The following is a 20,914-nucleotide window of genomic DNA, read 5'->3' as shown; positions in this document are numbered from 1 at the left end:
CGGTCGGGCGTGGCACTGCCTGAACACGGCCCGCGCCAGATAGGGTCCCGGTGTGCGCGTTGAGATACATGGTCATCGGGGGGCGAGGGGCCTCTGGCCCGAGAACACGCTGCCCGGAATGAGCCGGACGATGGAGCTCGGGGTGCACGCTCTGGAGCTCGACGTCGCGCTCACCGCCGATCGCCGGCTCGTGCTGACGCACGACCTGACGGTCTCCGCCGTCACGAGCGCCGACACGCGACCGGTCACGCCGGACGACCCGGCTTTCCCGTACGTCGGGAAACCGATCAACTCGCTCACCCTCGCGCAGCTCCGCACGCTCGACGTGGGGGTGCGCTTCCCGCGCCATCCGCAGGACCCGTTCGCGCTGACCCAGGTGGCGATGCCCGAGACCCGCATGCCCACGCTCGGGGCCGTGCTCGGGCTGGTCAACGCCTACCAGGCGGCGGGCGTACGGCTGCACATCGAGCTGAAGTCCGACCCGACGCGGCCCGCGCTGTCGGCCGCCCCCGAGGAGTTCGCCGAGCTGGTGCTCGACGAGCTCGACCGGCACGGCAGGCTGCACAACGCGGCGATCCTGAGCTTCGACTGGCGGATCATCTCGCGGGTGGCCGAGCTGGCGCCCGACGTCCGGCGCTTCGCGCTGGTCGAGCTCGACACCCTCGGCTGGAACGGCCCGCTCGGCGACGACGTCCCCGCCGCCGCCCGCGCCGCCGGCGCCACCACGCTCTCGCCCGAGCACGTGATGGTCGACGAGCGGCTCATGGCCCAGGCCGCCGCGGCGGGGCTGGACGTCGCCGTCTGGACCGTCAACGACACCGCGCTCGGCGCCCGCATGCTCGACCTCGGCGTCTCCGGGATCGTCACCGACTATCCCGACCGGATGCGCGAGCTGTGGCGGGAGCGCGGGCTCGAGCTGCCCGAGCCGGTCGGGCCGCTCAAGCCGGTCGGCGTCTGACTAGAGCCAGCCGTTGCGGCGGAAGCCGCGGTGCAGCAGCACGCACACCGTGACCATCACGGCCAGCACCGCGGGATAGCCCCACACCTGGCGGGTCTCGGGCATGAAGTCGAAGTTCATGCCGTAGATCCCGGCGATCATCGTCGGCACCGCCAGGATGGCCACCCAGGACGAGATCTTGCGCATGTCCTCGTTGGCCAGCGCGTTCGAGCGGGCCAGCGCGGCCTGCAGGATCGAGCTGCACAGCTCGTTGGACGACTCCACCTGCTCGCACACCCGTGCCAGGTGGTCGCCGACGTCGCGGAAGTATTCGCGCATGTCGGAGGGGATCACCCGGCGCTGCGGCAGCGCGGCCAGCGGCGCCTGCAGCGGGGTGACCGCCCGCTTCAGGTCGAGCATCTCGCGCTTGAGCTGGTAGATCCGGTTGATGTCGCGGGAGCTGACGTCGGCGAACACCGTGGCCTCGACGTCCTCCAGCTCCAGCTGCATGAGGTCGGCGACCTGGAGGTAGCGGTCGACGACGTGGTCGGCGATCGCGTGCAGCACCCCGGCGGGGCCGCGGGCCAGCAGGTCGGGACCGTCCTCGATGCGCTCGCGCACCTCCGTCAGCGGGCAGTGCTCGCCGTGGCGCACGGTGACCACGAAGTCGGGGCCCAGGAAGATCATGATCTCGCCGGTGGCGATGATCTCACCGGCGGGCTCGGCGCTGTCGAGGTACGCGATCGTCTTCAGCACCATGAACATCGAGTCGCCGTAGCGCTCGACCTTGGGGCGCTGGTGCGCCTTGACGGCGTCCTCGACGGCGAGCGGATGCAGCCCGAAGACCTCGGCCAGCCACTCGACCTCCGGCGCCGCCGGCTCGTGCAGGCCCACCCAGACGAACGCCTTGGCGCCCTCGGTGATCCTGTTGTGCCGGCGGACCAGCTCCAATGACTCGACGATGCCCGCGGCCCGGGTCTTCTCGCCCTCGATGTACGCGGCGTACTCCACGATGGAGTCGACAGGTGGCACGCACGCCTCGGTCACGGTCTGGAGGCGCTGACGCGGCTGGTGCCGCTGAACGGGGTGACGGTTGATGCGACGGAAAAGCGTGGACGAGCGCATGGCAGTCCCTTTCCGCCCGACCTGGCACGCTCCACGCGCGTGATGCGACATCACCTCTTAAAAACGGGAATGCGTGGAGGCACGATCAGGCTGCCGGATTGGAGTGGTCGGGGGTATTCGAGATGTACGTGAACGAGCACGTACTGCTGGGATCACCAGGATTCATCCCGGACCACCTCCAATCACACGAGAAGCCATAAAGCCGCCCCAATTTACCACGGGGCGGGGAACGCACCTGACTGTACTAGCCTGACGGCCGCCGGATCCGGTAGAAGCTGCCGAAGAAGCCGGGACCCTTCTGGCATGTCCCGGCAGCTTGCTTCTGCCCCCGCCGCAGTCTTCCAATCCAGCCCCCGCGGGGCTGAGGGGGGCGCGGGGCGCCGGGGCTGCGAGAATGGGCGGGTGCGCGTACTCGTTATTGGTTCCGGAGGGCGGGAGCACGCCCTCTGCCGTTCGCTCAGGCTGGATCCGCAGGTCACCGAGGTGCACTGCGCGCCCGGCAACCCGGGCATCGGGCAGGTCGCCGAGCTGCACGCCGTCGATCCCGTCGACCCGGAGGCGGTCGCCGGGCTGGCGAAGCGGCTGGGCGTGGATCTGGTGGTCGTGGGCCCGGAGGCGCCGCTGGTCGCCGGGGTCGCCGACGCCGTGCGGGAGGCCGGCATCGCCTGCTTCGGCCCGTCCAGGCAGGCGGCGATGATCGAGGGCTCCAAGGCCTTCGCCAAGGAGGTCATGCTGGCCGCCGGGGTGCCGACGGCCGAGGCGCGGGTGTGCGACAGCCCCGACGAGGCCGCGGCGGCGTGCGCCGAGTTCGGCGCCCCGTACGTGGTCAAGGACGACGGCCTGGCCGCCGGCAAGGGGGTCGTGGTCACCGGCGACCTGGAGGAGGCGCTGCGCCACGGGCGGGCGTGCGGGCGGGTGGTGATCGAGGAGTTCCTCGACGGGCCCGAGGTGTCGCTCTTCGCGCTCTGCGACGGGAGCACGGCGGTGCCGTTCCAGCCGGCTCAGGACTTCAAGCGCGCCTACGACGGCGACGCGGGCCCCAACACGGGCGGCATGGGCGCCTACACGCCGCTGCCGTGGCTTCCCGAAGGGCTGACCGAGCAGGTGATGCGCGAGGTCGTGCACCCGACGATCGCGGAGCTGGGCCGGCGCGGGCTGCCCTACCAGGGGGTGCTCTACGTGGGGCTGGCGCTGACCGCCAAGGGCCCGAAGGTGGTGGAGTTCAACGCCCGGTTCGGCGACCCGGAGACGCAGGTCCTGCTCGACCGGCTGGAGACGCCGCTGGGCGGGCTGCTGATGGCGTGCGCGACCGGCGAGCTGGGGCTCGACCCGGTGTTCAGGCCGGGCGCGGCGGTGACCGTGGTGCTCGCGGCCGAGGGCTATCCGGCCGCCCCGGTCAAGGGCGACGCGATCACCGGGCTGGAGCCGACGGACGACGCGTACGTGATCCACGCCGGCACGGCGCTGAAGGACGGCGAGCTGGTCTCGGCGGGCGGCCGGGTGCTCAACGTCGTCGGCACGGGCCCCGACCAGGAGACCGCCCGCCGCAACGCCTACGAGCTGGTCGAGCGGATCCGCATGCGCGGCGCCCACTACCGGACGGACATCGCCGGATGAGACACCTCCACTCCGGCAAGGTCCGCGACCTCTACGAGACCGGCGAGGGGACGCTGCTGATGGTGGCCTCCGACCGGATCTCGGCCTTCGACCATGTGCTGGAGTCCGAGATCCCCGGCAAGGGCGCCATCCTCACCCAGCTGTCGCTGTGGTGGTTCGACCAGTTGCGTGACGTGGTGCCCAACCATGTGGTGTCCGCGGGGCCCGACACGCGCAGCGTGCTGGTGAAGCCGCTCAAGATGGTGCAGATCGAGTGCGTGGCCAGGGGCTACCTGACGGGTGGCGGGTTGGGCGAATACCGCGCCACCGGCGCGGTGTCGGGCATCCCGCTGCCGCCGGGCCTCGAAGACGGGTCGCGGCTGCCCGAGCCGATCTTCACGCCGTCCACGAAGGCGCCCGCGGGTCAGCACGACGAGCCGATCCCGTACGAGCGGGTGGTCGCGGAGGTGGGCGAGGAGACCGCGGCGGAGCTGCGCCGCATCACGCTCGCGGTCTACGCGCGGGGGGCGGAGATCGCCCGCGAGCGCGGCATCATCGTCGCCGACACCAAGATCGAGCTGGGCTACGACGCCGACGGCGTGCTGACGCTGGGCGACGAGGTGCTGACGCCCGACTCGTCGCGGTTCTGGCCGGCCGACCAGTGGAAGCCGGGCCGGTCGCAACCGTCCTATGACAAGCAATATGTCCGTGATTGGCTTACTTCGCCGGAATCGGGATGGGACAAAGATTCCGGAACTCCACCACCGCGGCTGCCCGATGTCGTGGTCGAACGCACCCGCGATCGATACCGAGAAGCGTATGAGCGCATCACCGGGGTTGCCTTTACAGGATGATTCGGCCGGGTCAAGTGGTGTTACCGGCTACTGTTGGCCGGGCCTAGCCTCACGCTGAACTCTCAAGGAGCCGCCCGAATGGTCCGTTACCGCGTGCGCGGTGGCAACCCCCTGCGTGGAACCGCTTTCATCCAGGGCGCCAAGAACGCCGTGCTGCCGATGATCGGTGCGGCTCTGCTCACGGCCGAAGGCCGCACCGTCCTGCGCAACGTACCGATCATCGAGGACGTGCGCCGCGCCGTCGAGCTGGCCGAGGCCGTGGGCGCGTACGTCGAGCTGCACGAGTCCGAGCGCACGCTCGTCATCGACGCCTCCCGGCTGACCAGCCCGGTGCTGCCCGCCGAGATCGCCCGCCGGTTCCGCGGCTCGGTGCTCTTCACCCCCGCCCTGCTCCACCGGCTGGGCGAGGCGATCGTGGAAGGCGTCGGCGGCTGCAACCTCGGCAGCCGCAACCTCGACTTCCATTACCTGGGCTACAAGCGCCTGGGCGCGGTGGTCGACGAGGGCGAGACGGTGATCCACGTCAAGGCGTCCGGGCTGACCGGCGCCACGCTCTACCTCGACACCCCCTCCCACACCGGCACCGAGAACCTCATCATGGCCGCCGCCCTGGCCAAGGGCACCACGGTCATCGAGAACGCGGCGCTGGAGCCCGAGGTCCTCGACGTGATCGACATGCTCACCAAGATGGGCGCGCGGATCAGCGGCGGCGGCACCGGCTTCATCACCGTCGAGGGCGTCGAGGAGCTGCACGCCGTCGAGCACACGGTGATGCCCGACCGGCTCGACGCGGGCGTGTTCGCCATGGCCGCGGCCATCACGCAGGGCGAGGTGAGCCTCGTCGGCACCGGCCTCGACCTGGGGGTGGTGCGCTACAAGCTGGAGCAGATGGGCGTCGACTTCGCCCGCCAGGGCGCGGTGCTGCAGGTGCGGTGCGACGGGCCGCTGCGGCCGATCAACATCATCACCGACACCTATCCCGGCTTCGCCACCGATCTCCAGTCGCCGATGATGACGGTGGCCGCGCTGGCCGGCGGCACCAGCTACATCCACGAGCGCATCTTCGACGGCCGCTTCGCGCTGGCGGGCGAGCTCAACAAGATGGGCGCCAACGTGGAGGTCGACGGCAGCCGGGCGATCGTGCGCGGCGCGACCCCGCTCACCGGAGCCGGCGTAACCGCTCACGATCTGCGTTCGGGTATAGCGCTGGTGCTCGCCGGACTGGCCGCCAATGGCGAGACCGTCATCGACTCCGGATACCTCATCGATCGCGGTCACGCACATCTCGCGCCCCGAATGCGAGCTCTCGGCGCGGACATTACACGAGAGATTTCTGAGCGTTGATAACGGCTGGAAAAACCCCGTTGAGCTGCTGATACATCTTCTCGGGCGGTCAACCAGAACGTCTTTCCGGAAAAGTCGGGCGTGACATTACGGCCCCCGCGAGCGATCGTTCCAAAAGAGAGCACTGCAACGGATCGCAGGATGGGACGAACATTGGTCGAGAGGGCGGAAGAAACTTCCCGAGTGTCACGCCCGGGCGCTATGACACCGGATCTCACCATTGGCGTGGTCGGACCTCATGACCTGGTGGAGCGGGTCATGTTGATGGGTCACGCCGCAGCGCCGCTTCCCTGCCGCCTGGTGGCCGCCGCCTATCGCGACGAGCAGGAAGCGCCCGACAAGGTGACACGGCTCGGTCCCGGCGTCGACGCCTGTCTGTTCGCCAGCCCGGTGCCCTACGACCTGGCAAGGCGTTCCGGCGTGCTGACGATGCCCGCCACGTACGTGCAGGTCGGCGGGGCGGCGTTGATCGCGGCACTGGCGAAGGCGGCACTGGACACGCGGGTGGACCCGCAGCGGGTGAGCGTCGACGTGGTCAGCCGGGCCGATGTCGAGGAGGCGTACACCGACCTCGGCATCCCGGCGGCGGACGTGCACAGCCGCGACGAGCCGGGCGCCACCGGCACGATCGCCGCCTTCCACGAGCGGCTGTCCCGCCAGGGCACGACCACGGGGGCGCTGACGTGCCTACCCGCCGTGGCCGAACGCCTGCAGGCGGCGGGGGTGCCGGTCATCAGGATCAGGCCGACGTCGGCGGCCATCCGCACGGCGCTGCACACCGCGGCGCTGCTCGGCGCGCACCACCGGCTGGAGGAGTCACAGCTCACGGTCGTGCTGGTGGAGGTGCCGACGCTGCGCGAGCCGGTGCGCCGGGCGGCGCCCCGCCACTGGCGCGACGAGCTGCGGCTGTCGCTGCACCGGCTGCTGGTCCAGGAGGCCAACCGGATCAACGCCACCGTCTGGCCGATCGACGACCACAGCTATCTGGTGACCGCCACCAGAGGATCGGTCGCGACGGCCACCGACGGGTTCAGGGTGCTGCCGTTCGCCGCCAGGATCCGCGACGAGCTGGGGCTGGCGGTCGAGGTGGGTGTGGGCATGGGTCGCACCACCCACGACGCCGAGTCGCACGCACGGGCCGCGCTGGCGCGCACGCAGGCGGGCAAGCAGGCGCAGGGGTTCGCGGTCGACCGGGAGGGCCGGGCGCTCATCCCGGCCCCGCGGATGCCGCCGACCGGCGCGGCCGCGCTCAAGCCCAAGGGCGTGGAGGTGCTGTCGCGGCTGGCCGCCAAGCTGGAGGGCGGCGACACCGTGGTGGACGCGGAGGGCGCGGGCAAGATGCTGGGGGTGACGCCGCGTACGGCGCGGCGGCTGCTGCGCACGCTGGTTGACGAGGGACTCGCGTGGCCGTTGCCGCCCAACCGCACGCCGCAGCCGGGCCGGCCGCGCCAGCTCTACCGCCTCATCGTGGAGAAGCTGGGGCCCCGCTGACGTCCATGGGCCGGGCCCGCCGCCCTTCCTTCCCCCCTCCGGCGGCGGACCGGTTCATGGACTGTCTACTTCTGGTTGATTCGCGGTTGGGGCGTGGAGAGACGGGTATGAATTTCGTCGCCCCCGATCGATGGGATTCGGACGGGGGCGCCAACCGTTCTGGGGGCGCCCCGCCGACCATCACCCGTCCGGGCCGAAGCCCGGGGGTTCCCACATCTCAACGTCTGATACCCGCATGCGCTCTGTCGGCGGCGAGGACTATCGTCATGAGTCATGACAGCTGACACACCTGACCGGCGGGTCTCGCTCGCCGTGTGGACGGCGCTGGGCATCGTCTACGTGGTCTGGGGTTCCACCTACCTCGGCATCGCCATCGTCATCGAGACGATGCCGCCCATGTTCAGCGGCGCCATCCGCTTCCTCTCCGCGGCGCTGCTGCTGGGCGCGTTCCTGGCGATCAGGAAGGGCCCCGCCGTCTTCCGGATGACGCGCCGCCAGTTCGGCAGCGCGGCGCTGGTCGGGCTCCTGCTGCTGACGGGCGGCAACGGCATGGTGGCCGTCGCCGAGCAGCACATCTCCAGCGGCCTCGCCGCGCTGCTCGTGGCGTCCGTGCCGCTCTGGCTGGTCGTGTTCAGGATCGCGGTACGCGACAGGCCGATGGTGCTCACGCTGGCCGGGGTGCTGGTCGGGTTCGCCGGGGTGGCGGCCGTGTCGCTCAGCGGCGGCGGGGCGAGCGGCAGCGCCACCGGGATCGCGGTCATCCTGCTCGCCTCCGCGTCCTGGTCCGTCGGCTCGTTCCTGTCGGGACGGATCGCGATGCCGGCCAACACGTTCGCGGCCAGCACCGTCGAGATGGTCGCCGGAGGCCTCGGCATGGTCGCCGTCGGCGCCGTGGCGGGCGAGCGGCTCGACCCCGCGCTCGTCTCCGGCCGCTCCTGGGCCGCGCTCGCGTATCTGATCGTGATCGGCTCGCTGGTCGGGTTCACCGCCTACACGTGGCTGCTGGGCAACGCGCCGATCTCGCTGGTGTCGACGTACGCGTACGTGAACCCGATCGTGGCCGTGATCCTCGGCGTGCTGGTGCTGCAGGAGCAGGTGACCGTGCAGATCCTGCTGGGCGGGCTGGTGATCCTGGTGGGCGTCGCCCTGGTCGTGTCGACGGAGCGGCGACGCCCCAAGAAGGCCCCCGAGCCGGCCGCGGCGGTGTCTACGCCTTCATGAAGGCGGCGGCGGCGGTCAGGAAGGCGTCGTTGGCCTCCGGGTCGCCGATGGAGACCCGGGCGCCCTCCCCCGCGAACGGCCGCACCGCGACGCCCTCGGCGGCGCAGGCCGCGGCGAAGTCCATGGTGCGCTCGCCCAGCCGCAGCCAGACGAAGTTGGCCTCCGTCGGCGGCACCTCCCAGCCCTGGGCGATGAGCGCCTCGCGGACCCGGGTGCGCTCCTTGACCACCCGCTCCACCCGCTCGAGCAGCTCGTCCTCCGCCGCCAGCGACGCGATGGCCGCCACCTGGGCGAGCTGGTTGACCGCGAACGGGATGATCGTCTTGCGTACGGCGGCCGCGACCGGCTCCTGCCCGACCACGTAGCCGACGCGCAGCCCCGCGAGCCCGTACGCCTTGGAGAACGTGCGCAGCACGCAGACGTTCGGCCGGTCGCGGTAGAGAGTGAGGCCGTCGGGCACCGACTCGTCGCGGACGTACTCACGGTAGGCCTCGTCGAGCACCACCAGCACCTGCTCCGGCACCCGGTCCAGGAACGCCACCAGCTCACGCTCGCGGATCGAGGTGCCGGTCGGGTTGTTGGGGTTGCACACGAACACCATGCGCGTCCGGTCGTTGATCGCCTCGGCCATGGCGTCCAGGTCGTGGTCCTCCCCGGCCAGCGGCACCCGTACGGACGTCACCCCGGCCAGGTCGGCGAGGAGCGGATAGGCCTCGAACGACCGCCACGCGTAGACCACCTCGGCGCCCGGGTCGCCGACGCTCTCGAACAACTGCTGCGCCACCGTCACGGACCCCGCGCCCAGCGCGATGTGCTCCGCCGGCACCCCGAACCGCTCCGCGATCGCCTCGGTCAGCTTGACCGCCCCCGGATCGGGATAGCGGTGGATCAGCCGCGCCCCCTCGGCGATGGCCTCCACGACGGACGGCAACGGCTCGTAGGGCGACTCGTTGGACGACAGCTTGTAGGACCGGCCGTCGGGCGTCATGACGGCCTTGCCCGGCTTGTAGGCCGGCATGGTGTCGAGGATCGGGCGGAAACGAGGCATGTCCATACGATAGGCCAGCCCCCGCCAGGGCATCACCGGCCCTGGTCATTCCTTGAGCGAGCGGAGCATCGGGGGGTGCAGGAGCTCGGCGGGGCCGCGGCGGTAGAGCTTGGCGGGGCGGCCGCCGTCGCGGGTCGTGGTGGCGCCCGTCTCCACGAGGAAGCCCTCCGCCTTGGTGACCTTGCGGTGGAAGTTGCGCGGGTCGAGCGTGCGGCCCCAGACGATCTCGTACACCCTCCGCAGGTCGGCCACCGTGAACTCCGGCGGGCAGAAGGCGGCGCCCAGCGAGGTGTATTCGAGCTTGGCCCTGGCCCGCTCGACCCCGTCGAGCATGATGCGGCGGTGGTCGAAGGCCATGACGGCGAGGGATTCGACGGGCTGCCAGCTCATGTGGGCCTTCTCCGAGGCCGGCAGGTCGGGGGCGATGCCGAGGTAGGCGACGCTGAGCACGCGCTGGCGGGGGTCGCGGTCGGGGTAGCCGTAGGTCTGGAGCTGCTCCAGGTGGACGGGGGCGCCGGGGAGGCCGGCGCGCTCCGACAGGATGCGCTGGGCGGCCGCGGGAAGGTCCTCGTCGAGCTGGATGAACCCGCCGGAGAGCGACCAGCGGCGCAGGAAGGGCGGGTTGTCGCGACGCCAGGTGAGCGCGCTGAGCGCGTGGTTACGGACCGTGAGCACGACCAGGTCGACGCTGACCGGAATGCGCGGGACCATGCAGGCACGTTACACGCTGCCGCACGACCTGGTGACCGTCAGGTGTCGATGCGGACGTGCAAGGGCTCGCTGGTCGACTGCCCGGAAGGGATCTTGACCTTGATGCGGACCCACTCCCCGGACGGCACCCGGCTCCAGTCGAAGGGCACCCAGGCCGTCTGCATGTGCTCGGGCAGCTCGTCCAGAGGGTCCTCGTCCAGCCAGCCCACCTCGGAGACGACCAGGTCGGCCGTGCCGCCCGACCACTCGACGGTGACGGTGCCGTCCTTCAGGTTGTAGCCGCGCACCTCCACCCCGTCCTCGGGGGCGCGGGCGCGGCGGATGGCGTCGACCGCGATCGGCCGCTGCCAGTCGCGCATGATCTCCGACTCCACCGACGGCGACCCGCAGGTCATGAAGTCGCTCCACATGTACGAGACGATCTTCTGGACGTAGCGGCCCGCCATGGCCACGGCCTGGTCGAGTCGCTTCTTGTCGGTCTTGCCGCGGGTGCCGTGGGCCGCGCAGGGCTCGTCGCCCGACGGCTCGAAGGCTTCGACGTTGGCCCAGAGCTGCACGTCGTGGCCGCCCTCGATCATCTCCTCGCGGGCCGCCGCCATCTCGCGGTAGTAGTCGCGGGTGGAGCCGTGGTAGGCGGTCTTGTAGGTGGTCTCGCCGACGACGGGGCGCAGCCGCTCGTCCACCTCGTCGCCGCGCTCGTCGGGCCAGTAGAGGCCGACCTTGCCGGTGCCGCGGCTGTCCTGCGGGGCGATGATGCCGACGCCGGTCCGCGCCAGCGCCTTGAAGCCCTCGGCGACCTGCGCGGGGGTCTGGCCGAAGGCGACGCGCTTGCGGGCGTCGAGATAGGGGCTGATCAGGATGGGCTTGCCCGGCAGCTCCTGGCGGACGATGCGGTGCTGGTCGGCGTACACCTCAAGGGTGGGGTTGTCGGCCAGCGTGTCGGCCATCTGCACCTCGAACGGCTGATAGACGCCGCCGAGCGACTGCCGCTCGGCGAAGCGCGCGCCGTAGTCCTGGAGGATGCGGCGGGTGACCGTGGTGAGGGTGCCGATGTGCTTGCGGTTGGCCCTGATCGGGCTGGCGGGGTCGCGCGGCGCCAGCGGCAGCGCGGGGAAGACCTGCACGCCGAACTGGTCGCCGAGGTCGAGCAGCTTGGTCAGGCTGTCTTCCGGCGAGCCGGCGATGAGGATCAGATCGTACGTGGAGCCCTTGGAGAAGTCGCAGGTCGGGTCGTCGGAGCCGTCCGGCGGGGCGATGAGGCGGAAGTAGGTGCGCTTGCCGCCGTCGATCGAGCGTTCCATGGGCTGACACCTGAACAGGCCGTCGCCGAACGACTCGTCAGTGCGGTAGACGTACACGCGCCCGATGCGGTTGTCGGGGTGCGCCTCCTTGAGGTCCCGCTCGGCGGACTCGTAGCAGCTGACCCCGTCCTCCTCGCACGCCTTGTAGAGGGAGTCGACCTCGCCGTCGCGGGTCTTGACGCGCCCCTTGCGGTCGACGGTGCGGAACTGCAGGCCGTAGCCGATCCTGATGACCGTGTCGCCGCCGACGCGGTGGATCTCCTGGAGCTGGCTGCGCCAGGTGCACGGGTTGGACGTGGGGGTGATCCAGTAGCCGGTGACGGCGTAGGGCGCCTTCTCCTGGGTCTCGAACGTTCCACAGGGGTCGGTGAACTCGCTGACCATCGGCGTCGGCTGGACGCGCGTCGGCGAGGCCTCGGCCTGCGGGGTGGCGGACTGGAGGGGTTCGTCGTCGCCGACGGGCAGGACGACGACCACCGCCGCGATCGCGGCCAGGATCGCTGCCCCCAGGAGGACGAAGAGCCAGCGCACGTTGGGAACCCTACCGCCGCTTCACCCCGGCCCAAGCTTCGAGCTGGGCGACGAATCGCTTGGCCGAGTTGGGCCAGTGGTGGTTGGCGCGGGCGGCGGCGTAGCCGCGCGCGCCCTGGGCACGGCGCTCGCGCACGTCGTCCCTGAGGGTTAGCACGGCCTGGGCCACCGCCTTCGGGTCCTCCCAGGGCACCACGACGCCGCTCTCGTAGCGGTCGACCAGCTCGACGGCGCGGGGTGAGGGGGTGGTGATGACGGGGATGCCGTGCGCCATGTACTCGATGATCTTGGTGGGCATGGAGTGGCGGTAGTTCGGCTCGTCGTGCAGCAGCGACAGACCGGCCAGCGCGCCGTCGAGCCGCTTGAGCGCCTCGTCGTTCGGCATGAAGTCGCGCCACTCCAGCACGCCGTCGTGCACGGCCTTGTTGAGCACCAGGCGGCTCTGCGGGTCGGCGTAGCCGATCAGCTCGACGGCCACCCGGTACGGCTGGAGCAGCCGGGCCACCTCGATCGCCTCGAACACGCCGCGGGCCCTGGACAGCCAGCCCAGGTAGACGATCCGGTCGTCGCCCGGCGGGGTGACCGAGTCGGGCACCCAGGTCTCGTTGGGCACGATCAGGTGGGCGTGCTTGAACCGGCCCGCGTACGCGGTCTCGGCCAGCAGCAGGTGCAGGTTGCGCTCGGCGATGCTCTCCAGCATCCGGGCGAGGAACCGTACGGGCGGGCGCAGCAGCGACGGCAGCCACGGCTTGAGCGAGAGCGTGGCCGGGGTGTCCTCGTGCACGTCCCACACGACCGGCGGGCGGTTGCGCATCCCCCAGACGGCGAACAGCAGCTCGGGGTCGTGGATGAGGGCCAGGTCGACCTTGTCGCGCATGCGCTTGAACAGCCTGCGCGCGGCCCACATGGCGGAGATCCGCTTACGCTGCACCGCTCTGGGCAGATCGACGCCGGTCACCCAGGGACGGGGGACGACTCCGTGGGCGGTGTAGGAGGCGGCGTACGTGACCTCATGACCGGCATCCACCAGGGCGCGGATCTGCCGGTGCAGGATCCTCGCGTCCTCGGGGTTATGCACCACCGTCATGACGAGCACGTGCACGCGCGTTGCCTCCGGTCGCTACAGCCGCTCGACGCGTTCACCCTCGGTGAGCACACCGCGGGTGTCGAGCACGAGCCTGGCCTTCGCCTCGACCATCCCCAGGTCGAACGCGGCGTGCTGTTGCAGCAGCACCGTCACGTCGGCATCGGCGACGGCCTCGGCCAGATCTTCCTCACGCCGCACGGGCGTGCCGTCCACTGACCACTCCTTGACGTGCGGGTCGGCGAACGTGAGATCGGCGCCCAGCTCCAGCAGCGCACGCGCCACGGGCAGGGCCGGAGTCTCGCGTTCGTCGGCGATGTCCGGCTTGTAGGTGACGCCGAGCATAACGACTCTGGCGCCGTTCACCGCCTTTTTGTGTCTGTTGAGCAGACGTTGCACACGGGCCACCACGTAGGACGGCATCCGCTCGTTGATCTCCTGGGCCAGTTCGACGAACCTGAACGGGTAGCCGAGCTTGCGGACCGTGTAGGAGAGGTACGAGGGATCGACCGGTATGCAGTGGCCGCCGACGCCGGGGCCGGGCAGGAACTTGTGGAACCCGAACGGCTTGGTGGCGGCCGCCTCGATGGCCTCCCAGAGGTCCACGCCGAGCTCGTCGCAGAAGATCGCCATCTCGTTGACGAGAGCGATGTTGACGTGCCGGTAGGTGTTCTCCAGCAGCTTGGCCATCTCCGCCTCGCGGGTGCTGCTGACCGGCACGACCTGCTCGACGAAGCGTCCGTAGAAGGCGGTGGCCCGGTCGCGGCAGGCGGGCGTGTAGCCGCCGACGACCTTGGGGGTGTTGCGCAGGCCGTACTTGGGGTTGCCCGGGTCGATGCGCTCCGGCGAGAAGGCCAGGTGGAAGTCGACGCCGGCGGTCAGCCCCGAGGACTCGAGCAGCGGGCGGACCAGCTCGTCGGTGGTGCCCGGCCAGGTCGTCGACTCGAGCACGACGAGCGTGTCCTTGCCCATGTTGCGTGCCACGGTCTTGCTGGCGCCCTCGACCGCGGACAGGTCGGGCCTGTGGTCCTCGTCCAGCGGCGTGGGCACGCAGATGACGATCGTGCTGCACTCGGCCAGGACCGTCTCGTCCAGCGTGGCGGTGAACCCGTTGGCCAGCATGTGGTCGAGATCGGCGTCGGTCAGGTCATCGATGTAGGACTGCCCGGCCTTCAGAGCGTCGACCTTGCGGGGGTCGACGTCGAGGCCGACGACCTTCAGCCCGGCGGCCACCGCCTCTTTGGCGAGGGGCATGCCGACGTAGCCGAGGCCGATGACAGCCAAGTCGATTTCTGTCACAGCTGTGCCTTAGAGAGCCGGATACAACACTTCATGGTCGCAAAGGTTATCTCAAGTCCACCTAGCTCACGCCTAATGCGACGGAACCGATCAGAACAGACAGCCCAAGAGAAGGTCATCTTTCCGCAAGGCTCCTGTACAGGGCTTGATAAGTCTCGGCAACGCGGCTCCACGTGCGCTTCGCGGCCACTTCCGCACGGCCCGCCTCGCCCATCTCGGCCCGCTTGGCGGGATCGTCGGCGAGCGCGCCCAGCGCCTTGGCGAACTCGCCCGGGTCGCCGGCGGGCACGAGCATGCCCGCGCCGTCGCTGCCGACCAGCTCCGACAGAGCCGGCAGGTCGCTCAGCACGACCGGCTTGCCCAGCGCCATCGCCTCGACCGGCTTGAGCGGCGTGACGAGCCTGGTCACCCGCAGGTCCTCGCGCGGGCAGACGAAGATGTCGATGGCGTCCTGCGCCTGCAGGGCCTCCTCCGGCCCCACCCGGCCGGGCAGGATCGCGTCCGACAGCCCCAGCTCGGTCACGAGCTCCAGCAGGTTCTCGCGCTCGGCGCCGTCGCCGACGATGAGCACCCGCACCGGGTTGCCCTGGTCACGCAGGAGCGCCGCGGCCCGCAGCAGGGTGGCGAAGCCCTCGTACGCCACGATGCTGGAGACCGAGCCGACCACGATCTCGCGATCCTCGATGCCCATCTCGCGGCGGAACGAGGCCCCGTCGTACTGGGCGGTGAGCAGCGAGTCGTCGACCGCGTTGGGCGCCAGGTGGATCCTCTCGCGGGGGACGCCGCGCTCGACGATCTCCGTGGCCATGGTCTCGGCCAGCGTGACGACCGCGTCGGCCTCCCGCATCAGGAACGCCTCGCGCTCGCGCTGGAGCACGTGGCGCTGGCTGCCCACCCGTTTGGGGTCGCGCGAGGCCCAGGTCTCCTCCAGGAACCCGCGTACCTCGTACACGAACGGGGTGCCCGTGCGGTCGCGCACGGCGTGCGCGACCGAGCCGTTGCGGTGGTCGGTGGCGGCGTGCAGCACCTGCGGGCGGAGCTGGGTGACGAGCTTGGTGACCGCGTCGGCGCCCTTGATCATGCGGCCGCGCATCTCGAACGGCACCTCGCCGCGCCCGTCGGGCAGCATCCGGTAGTAGGGGACGCCGTCCAGCTCCTCGTACGGCGCCGCGTCCGCGTGGCCCTGGAGCATGGGGAAGCCCCAGCTGGTGACCACGTGCGGGTCGAGCCCCGCGGCCTTCTGGGAGGTGACGATGCGGTGGGTCCTGACCGTGTAGCCGGCCTGGGTGTACGGGAGCGAGTTCGTGATCAGGTGGACCACGCGCCCGGCGACCCGCTCCAGGATGGCCACCTTGGGGCCCGGCGGGATCGGGTCGGGGCTGATCGCCTCCAGCTCGCCGCGGTAGTAGGCGGCCCTGCGCTTGACGAACGGGTATTTGGTGAAGGGTTCGAGCACCTCGGCGGCCATGCTGACGCGCCCGGAGTCCCAGTGTTCCTTGGCTTCGTCCCACGGCGCCCTGATCATGCGCATGCCCAGCTTGCGGACGACGCGGCGGGCGCGGCGCGCGGCGGGCCAGGCCACCTTGCCGATGACGGGCCGCAGGCGCGGCGGCATCGCGTCGGCGGCCGCCTGGGCGGCCCGGACGGGGTCGGCCCTGACCTTGGTCACGACCACGCGGGAGACGATGATCGGATGCTGGATGAAGCCCTTCAGAAGCCCACCGACGCCGGCACGGGCGGACTTCGCGGACACCCCAGCGGAAGTTTTCGAGGAGTCTTGAGGACTGGCGTCGGATGCCACGCGGTGACCGTACCATAGGCAGCGTTTTTTCCCTTCCGCTATGAAAGGCGAGGTCATGGGGGACAACGTCCTGGTGCTGCACGTTCTGGGAGCCCGGCCCAACTTCGTGAAGGCGGCCCCGGTGGTGCGCGCGCTCGGCGAACTCGGCGTGCGGCAGGGCATCATCCACACCGGCCAGCACTACGACGCGCTGATGTCGGACGTGTTCTTCGCGGACCTCGGCCTGCCCGACCCGGTGGCGAACCTGGGGGTGGGCTCCGGCAGCCACGCCAGGCAGACGGCGGCCCTGCTCGTCGGCCTGGAGGACACCTTCCAGGAGCACGACCCGGACCTGGTGGTCGTCTACGGCGACGTGAACTCGACGCTGGCCGCGATCCTCGTCTGCGCCAAGCTCGGCATCAAGACCGCGCACGTCGAGGCCGGGCTGCGCTCGTTCGACCGGTCCATGCCGGAGGAGGTCAACCGGGTCGTCACCGACTCGCTGTCCGACCTGCTCTTCGCCACCTCGCCCGACGCGCTCTCCCACCTGGCGGCCGAGGGCGTGCCCGCCTCCAAGGTGCACCTGGTGGGCAACCCGATGATCGACAGCCTGTTCTCCGCGCTGCCGTCGCTCGACCCGGCCCCGGTGGTGGAGCGGCTGGGCCTGCCTGAGCGGTACGCGGTCGCGACGCTGCACCGCCCGGCCAACGTGGACACCCCGGAGGCGGCGCGCGAGCTGGTCTCGGCGGTGCTCGACGTGGCCCGCCAGATCCCGCTCGTGGTGCCGATCCACCCGCGTGGCCGCACCCGCCTGGCCGAGGCCGGGCTGGTCGACGGCCCTTCGGTGCGCGTGGTCGACCCGCTGGGCTATGTGGACTTCCTCTCACTCGTCCGGGGCGCCGCGCTGGTCGTCACCGACTCCGGGGGCGTGCAGGAGGAGACCACCATGCTGGGCGTGCCCTGCCTGACCGTGCGGCCCAACACCGAGCGCCCGGTCACGATCACCCACGGCACGAACCGGCTGGTCACGCCCGCCCTGCTGCCCGCGGCGGCGGAGAAGGCGCTGGCCGACGGGGCGGTCACGCCCTCCGGTGAGCTGCCCCCGCTGTGGGACGGCGCCGCCGGGCCGCGCATCGCCCGGGTGATCTCCGCGTGGCTGAAGGGGGACAACCTCTCCCCCGCCGCTCAGGGGGCGCGTTCCGAGTAACCCCACTTTTCGTACGGATCTCGCCGTACTATGACATACCCCGCACCAGCGTTAGGCGATGCCCCATGGCCGAAACCCCTGAAGAGCCCACGTTCCAGCGCCTCGGACCGGTGAACTGGCTGCCCGAGGAGCGCAAGGTCGTCGAGCGCCACGAGGCGGAGATCAGGGAGCTGCGCCGCCGGCTGGAGATCGCGGAGGCCAAGGCCGCCTACGCCGCCTGGAAGCTGGAGGCCACCCAGGCCAAGCGGACCTTCAAGCTGGGCGAGGCCATCGGGTCCAGGAGCCCCGGCAAGATGCTGGAGGCCGTCAGGTCCAGGGACCGCGCGCCGAAGGCGCCGATGCCGGTCAACGAGGCCATCGAGCTCGCGAACCACAGGGCGCCCGAGGTCAAGGTGCCGGCGGTCAAGTGGCCGGCGGGGCCGGTGAACCGTCCCGACCTGAAGGTGGCGGTCATCCTGGACGACTTCTCCAGGATGGCCTTCCGCTACGAGTGGGACCAGATCGAGTTCGGGCTCAAGGACTGGCCGGAGATCTTCGCGGAGAAGCGGCCCGACCTGCTGTTCTGCGAGTCGGCCTGGCACGGCAACCAGGGCCGCTGGCGCTACCAGATGACCGGCACCAACGCGCCCAAGGAGCCGCTGCGCGACCTGGTCTCCTGGTGCAGGGCGGCGGGCATCCCGACGGTCTTCTGGAACAAGGAGGACCCGCCGAACTTCGACTTCTTCATCGACACGGCCAAGCTGTTCGACTACGTGTTCACCTGCGACGGTGACATGTTGCCGAAATATCGCGAAATTCTGGGCCACGACCGGGTGGACGTGCTCCAGTTCGCCGCCCAGCCGCGCGTGCACAACCCGGTCCAGCAGCGGGAGGGCCGGCTGCACGACGTGGTCTTCGCCGGCATGTACTTCCGCGACAAGCACCCCGAGCGCCGCGAGCAGATGGAGACCGTGCTGGACCCGGTGCGCGAGCTGGGCCTGCACATCTTCGCCCGCAACGGCGAGGTGGACGAGAAGTACGCCTGGCCGGAGAAGTACCGCCCGCACATCGTGGGCGAGCTGCCGTACGACCAGATGCTCGCCGCGTACCGGATGTACAAGGTCTTCCTGAACGTCAACTCGGTGCTCGACTCGCCGACCATGTGCGCCCGCCGCGTGTTCGAGCTGTCGGCCTGCGCCACCCCGGTGGTGTCGGGCTGGTCGCGGGCCGTCGAGGAGACGTTCGGTGACCTGATCCCGATCGCCCGCGAGCCGATCGAGTCGTACAACCAGGTGCTGCACCTCATCAACAGCCCCGAGCTGCGCGCCCGGCAGGGGCATCTGGCGATGCGCGAGGTGTTCGACAAGCACCTGTTCACCCACCGCGTGGACCAGATACTCCAGTTGCTCGGCCGCCCGGCGACGCCGCGGTCACGGTCGATCTCGGTGGTGCTGCCGACCAACCGCGCCGCCCAGATCGAGCACGCGATCTCGTCGGTGGCCAAGCAGATCCACCGGCCGGTGCAGTTGATCATGGTGCTGCACGGCCTGGACATCGACCCGGTCGTGGTGGCCGACAAGGCTCGCATGGCGGGCATCACGGACGTGACCGTGCTCCCGGCCGACCCAGGGCTGTCGCTGGGCGCCTGCATGAACCTGGGCATCGACGCCGCCGAGGGCGAGCTGATCGCCAAGATGGACGACGACAACCTCTACGGCGAGCACTACCTGTCGGACCTGCAGCGCGCCTTCGACTACACCGAGGCGGAGCTGGTCGGCAAGGGCGCCCACTACTCCTTCTTCGAGGGCTCCAACACCACCATGCTGCGCCTGCCGGGCCTGGAGCACCGCTACTCGTTCCTGGTGCAGGGCGGGACGTTCCTCGGCAAGGCGGACATGTTCCGCACCTACCGCTTCCCCGACCTGACCCGGGGCGAGGACACCCACCTGGTCCGCCGCCTCAAGGAGGACGGGGTCAAGATCTACTCGGCGGACCGGTTCAACTTCGTCTACTGGCGCAGCGCCGACTCGGCGATGCACACCTGGCAGGCCGACCACATCAAGCTGACCAGGAACGCCCAGTTCTCCTTCGTCGGCCGTCCCGACGACCACGTGCTGATCTGACGGCGTGTTGCGGGCGCCGTGCCGTGCACCCGGCGGGGAGCCGTGCCTATGGTGGCGCGATGAGGGACGATTGCGGCCTGGTGACGATCAGCGGTCACGAGGCGTTCGACAAGACGGTCGACGACGTGTGCGCGGCGGTGACCGCGGCCGGCTACCACGTGTTCGCGCGGGTGGACCACACGGAGAACGCGGTGCGGGCCGGCAGGGAGCTGCCTCCGACCACGCTGGTGCTCTTCGGCGAGCCCATCGTCGGCACCGACCTGATCGCGGAACGCCGCACCGCGGCCATCGACCTGCCGTCCAAGATCCTCGTGTGGCAGGACGGGGACGCCGTGCGGCTGACGTACAACACCGCCGACTGGCTGGTGCGCCGCCACGGCGTCGAGCGGGAGGGCGCCGCCGCCGCGCGGACCCTGGAGGAGGCGACCGAGCAGATCTGCCGGCGGACGGCGGCCTCCGCGCGCGCGTAGGCGGCGGCTGGGTCTCCGCGGCTCAGACGGCGGCCCGCGAGAGGTTCTGGTCGGCGAGCTTGCCGAGCTCCATCAGGCCGGCTCGTTTCACCTCGCGGCCGACGACCATGAGGCTCATGACGAGGGTGCCGCGCCTGATCGTGACCGTGCCGATCTGGGCCTGCCGGTCGCCGCCCGACGCGGTGGTGAGGTAGGCGCGCGACTCGTCGCCCTGCTTCGGCATCTTCAGGTCGCGGGTGCGGTAGACCACGTCGATGCCGCGCACGTGGGCGTGGTACGCGCCGCACTCGCTGGGCAGCGGACCGGGGAACACCCCGGCGGGCAGCGAGACCACGGCCTGGGTGATCGACCCCTTCGGCGAGGCGAACCCGACGACGGCGGCCGGGGCCTTGGCGACCTCCGGCTGGGCCACGTCGAGCAGGGCCGCGCCCGCGCACTCGGGGTGGTCCAGCTTGGCCTGGCGGACCGACTCCAGGCCCTGTCTGGTGGACCGGAGCGTGCTGTAGGTGCCGACCTCCGGGCCGTACGCGACCTGCATGCCCTTGGGCGCCGGCAGCAGCGCGGCGCGGAGCTTGGCCGCCTCGGCGGGCTTCGGGGCGGACGCGGGCGGCGGGGTGGACGCGGCGGGCGCCGCGGCCTTCTCCGAAGAGCAGCCCGCTATGACCGTCATGCTTAGAAATGCGGCGGAAAATGCCTTAAGCATGAGTTCTCCATTTCACTTCAACGGCATCGGGTAGACGTTAAAGGAAACGCGCGCCGCGCGAACCAGCAACGGCGCTATCCACCGGATTCGACGCATTCGACAAGACCGCC

17 protein-coding genes are annotated in these 20,914 nt (G+C 70.6%); 9 read left to right on the top strand and 8 right to left on the bottom strand.

From position 1 onward, the window contains the following. Positions 1–52: 52 nt before the first annotated feature. On the top strand, positions 53–958 hold the full coding sequence (locus FR742_RS38850) for a glycerophosphodiester phosphodiesterase family protein (RefSeq protein WP_148036226.1): 906 nt from the start codon (positions 53–55) through the stop codon (positions 956–958). Here the strand turns inward: FR742_RS38850 and corA are convergent, their stop codons facing one another. Beyond that, positions 959–1,969, bottom strand: a complete 1,011-nt coding sequence (gene corA, locus FR742_RS38845) for a magnesium/cobalt transporter CorA (protein ID WP_261809017.1) — start codon at positions 1,967–1,969, stop codon at positions 959–961. Positions 1,970–2,464: 495 nt separating this feature from the next. On the opposite strand from corA, the gene purD reads away from it, so the two are divergent. The 5 genes from purD to FR742_RS38820 all read left to right on the top strand — a co-directional run bounded on the left by purD (position 2,465) and on the right by FR742_RS38820 (position 8,568). Next, the gene (gene purD, locus FR742_RS38840; RefSeq protein WP_148036224.1) at positions 2,465–3,679 is read left to right on the top strand and encodes a phosphoribosylamine--glycine ligase; all 1,215 of its coding nucleotides are present in this window, start codon (positions 2,465–2,467) and stop codon (positions 3,677–3,679) included. Continuing rightward, entirely contained in the window at positions 3,676–4,512 is an 837-nt protein-coding gene (locus FR742_RS38835) for a phosphoribosylaminoimidazolesuccinocarboxamide synthase (protein ID WP_148036223.1), read from the top strand. Before purD ends, FR742_RS38835 begins: the two co-directional genes overlap by 4 nt. A 78-nt stretch (positions 4,513–4,590) precedes the next feature. Then, positions 4,591–5,856 carry a UDP-N-acetylglucosamine 1-carboxyvinyltransferase gene (gene murA / locus FR742_RS38830; RefSeq protein WP_148036222.1) on the top strand — a complete coding sequence of 422 codons (1,266 nt, stop codon included), beginning with the start codon at positions 4,591–4,593 and terminating at the stop codon, positions 5,854–5,856. Between the two features lie 201 nt (positions 5,857–6,057). Then, positions 6,058–7,347 (top strand): GTP cyclohydrolase IIa, encoded by a 1,290-nt coding sequence (locus FR742_RS38825; protein ID WP_148036221.1) that lies wholly within the window; start codon positions 6,058–6,060, stop codon positions 7,345–7,347. A gap of 273 nt (positions 7,348–7,620) precedes the next feature. After that, positions 7,621–8,568, top strand: a complete 948-nt coding sequence (locus tag FR742_RS38820) for an EamA family transporter (protein ID WP_148036220.1) — start codon at positions 7,621–7,623, stop codon at positions 8,566–8,568. On the opposite strand, the gene hisC is transcribed toward FR742_RS38820, so the two are convergent. The 6 genes from hisC to FR742_RS38790 all read right to left on the bottom strand — a co-directional run bounded on the left by hisC (position 8,555) and on the right by FR742_RS38790 (position 16,295). Next, positions 8,555–9,616, bottom strand: a complete 1,062-nt coding sequence (hisC, locus tag FR742_RS38815) for a histidinol-phosphate transaminase (protein ID WP_148036219.1) — start codon at positions 9,614–9,616, stop codon at positions 8,555–8,557. The two genes, FR742_RS38820 and hisC, sit on opposite strands and share 14 nt — an antisense overlap. A 45-nt stretch (positions 9,617–9,661) precedes the next feature. Beyond that, positions 9,662–10,327 carry an NrtR DNA-binding winged helix domain-containing protein gene (locus tag FR742_RS38810; protein WP_148036218.1) on the bottom strand — a complete coding sequence of 222 codons (666 nt, stop codon included), beginning with the start codon at positions 10,325–10,327 and terminating at the stop codon, positions 9,662–9,664. Positions 10,328–10,365: 38 nt separating this feature from the next. Further along, positions 10,366–12,159: a DUF4434 domain-containing protein gene (locus FR742_RS38805; protein WP_148036217.1), complete on the bottom strand. Its 1,794-nt coding sequence runs from the start codon at positions 12,157–12,159 to the stop codon at positions 10,366–10,368. A 10-nt stretch (positions 12,160–12,169) separates the two neighbouring features. Next, entirely contained in the window at positions 12,170–13,261 is a 1,092-nt protein-coding gene (locus tag FR742_RS38800; RefSeq protein WP_148036216.1) for a glycosyltransferase, read from the bottom strand. An 18-nt stretch (positions 13,262–13,279) separates the two neighbouring features. Beyond that, positions 13,280–14,542: a nucleotide sugar dehydrogenase gene (locus tag FR742_RS38795; protein WP_148036215.1), complete on the bottom strand. Its 1,263-nt coding sequence runs from the start codon at positions 14,540–14,542 to the stop codon at positions 13,280–13,282. 115 nt (positions 14,543–14,657) lie between these two features. Beyond that, entirely contained in the window at positions 14,658–16,295 is a 1,638-nt protein-coding gene (locus FR742_RS38790) for a glycosyltransferase family 4 protein (protein WP_261809016.1), read from the bottom strand. A 103-nt stretch (positions 16,296–16,398) separates the two neighbouring features. Here FR742_RS38790 and wecB point away from each other — a divergent pair, with 103 nt between their 5' ends. The 3 genes from wecB (at position 16,399) to FR742_RS38775 (ending at position 20,101) form a co-directional block, all read left to right on the top strand. Continuing rightward, entirely contained in the window at positions 16,399–17,529 is a 1,131-nt protein-coding gene (gene wecB, locus FR742_RS38785) for a non-hydrolyzing UDP-N-acetylglucosamine 2-epimerase (RefSeq protein WP_148036213.1), read from the top strand. A 65-nt stretch (positions 17,530–17,594) separates the two neighbouring features. Further along, entirely contained in the window at positions 17,595–19,631 is a 2,037-nt protein-coding gene (locus tag FR742_RS38780) for a glycosyltransferase (protein ID WP_148036212.1), read from the top strand. Between the two features lie 59 nt (positions 19,632–19,690). Then, positions 19,691–20,101, top strand: coding sequence for a DUF302 domain-containing protein (locus FR742_RS38775; RefSeq protein ID WP_148036211.1), 411 nt, complete (start codon positions 19,691–19,693; stop codon positions 20,099–20,101). A 22-nt stretch (positions 20,102–20,123) separates the two neighbouring features. On the opposite strand, the gene FR742_RS38770 is transcribed toward FR742_RS38775, so the two are convergent. After that, positions 20,124–20,771 carry a hypothetical protein gene (locus FR742_RS38770; RefSeq protein ID WP_148036210.1) on the bottom strand — a complete coding sequence of 216 codons (648 nt, stop codon included), beginning with the start codon at positions 20,769–20,771 and terminating at the stop codon, positions 20,124–20,126. Between the last annotated feature and the right edge of the window lie 143 nt (positions 20,772–20,914).

The sequence above is a fragment of the Nonomuraea sp. C10 genome (assembly GCF_008017515.1).
Lineage (GTDB): Bacteria > Actinomycetota > Actinomycetes > Streptosporangiales > Streptosporangiaceae > Nonomuraea > Nonomuraea ferruginea.
The sequence above is the reverse complement of the archived record's forward strand: the minus strand, read 5'-3'. Positions and strand labels throughout refer to the sequence as shown.

Bases quoted from the DNA above. Each gene is read 5' to 3' on its own strand.
- FR742_RS38835 (WP_148036223.1), top strand. From the start codon at position 3,676: ATGAGACACCTCCACTCCGGCAAGGTCCGCGACCTCTACGAGACCGGC.
- murA (WP_148036222.1), top strand. From the start codon at position 4,591: ATGGTCCGTTACCGCGTGCGCGGTGGCAACCCCCTGCGTGGAACCGCT.
- FR742_RS38825 (WP_148036221.1), top strand. From the start codon at position 6,058: ATGACACCGGATCTCACCATTGGCGTGGTCGGACCTCATGACCTGGTG.
- FR742_RS38820 (WP_148036220.1), top strand. From the start codon at position 7,621: ATGACAGCTGACACACCTGACCGGCGGGTCTCGCTCGCCGTGTGGACG.
- hisC (WP_148036219.1), bottom strand. From the start codon at position 9,616: ATGCCTCGTTTCCGCCCGATCCTCGACACCATGCCGGCCTACAAGCCG.
- FR742_RS38810 (WP_148036218.1), bottom strand. From the start codon at position 10,327: ATGGTCCCGCGCATTCCGGTCAGCGTCGACCTGGTCGTGCTCACGGTC.
- wecB (WP_148036213.1), top strand. From the start codon at position 16,399: ATGGGGGACAACGTCCTGGTGCTGCACGTTCTGGGAGCCCGGCCCAAC.
- FR742_RS38780 (WP_148036212.1), top strand. From the start codon at position 17,595: ATGGCCGAAACCCCTGAAGAGCCCACGTTCCAGCGCCTCGGACCGGTG.
- FR742_RS38775 (WP_148036211.1), top strand. From the start codon at position 19,691: ATGAGGGACGATTGCGGCCTGGTGACGATCAGCGGTCACGAGGCGTTC.
- FR742_RS38770 (WP_148036210.1), bottom strand. From the start codon at position 20,771: ATGACGGTCATAGCGGGCTGCTCTTCGGAGAAGGCCGCGGCGCCCGCC.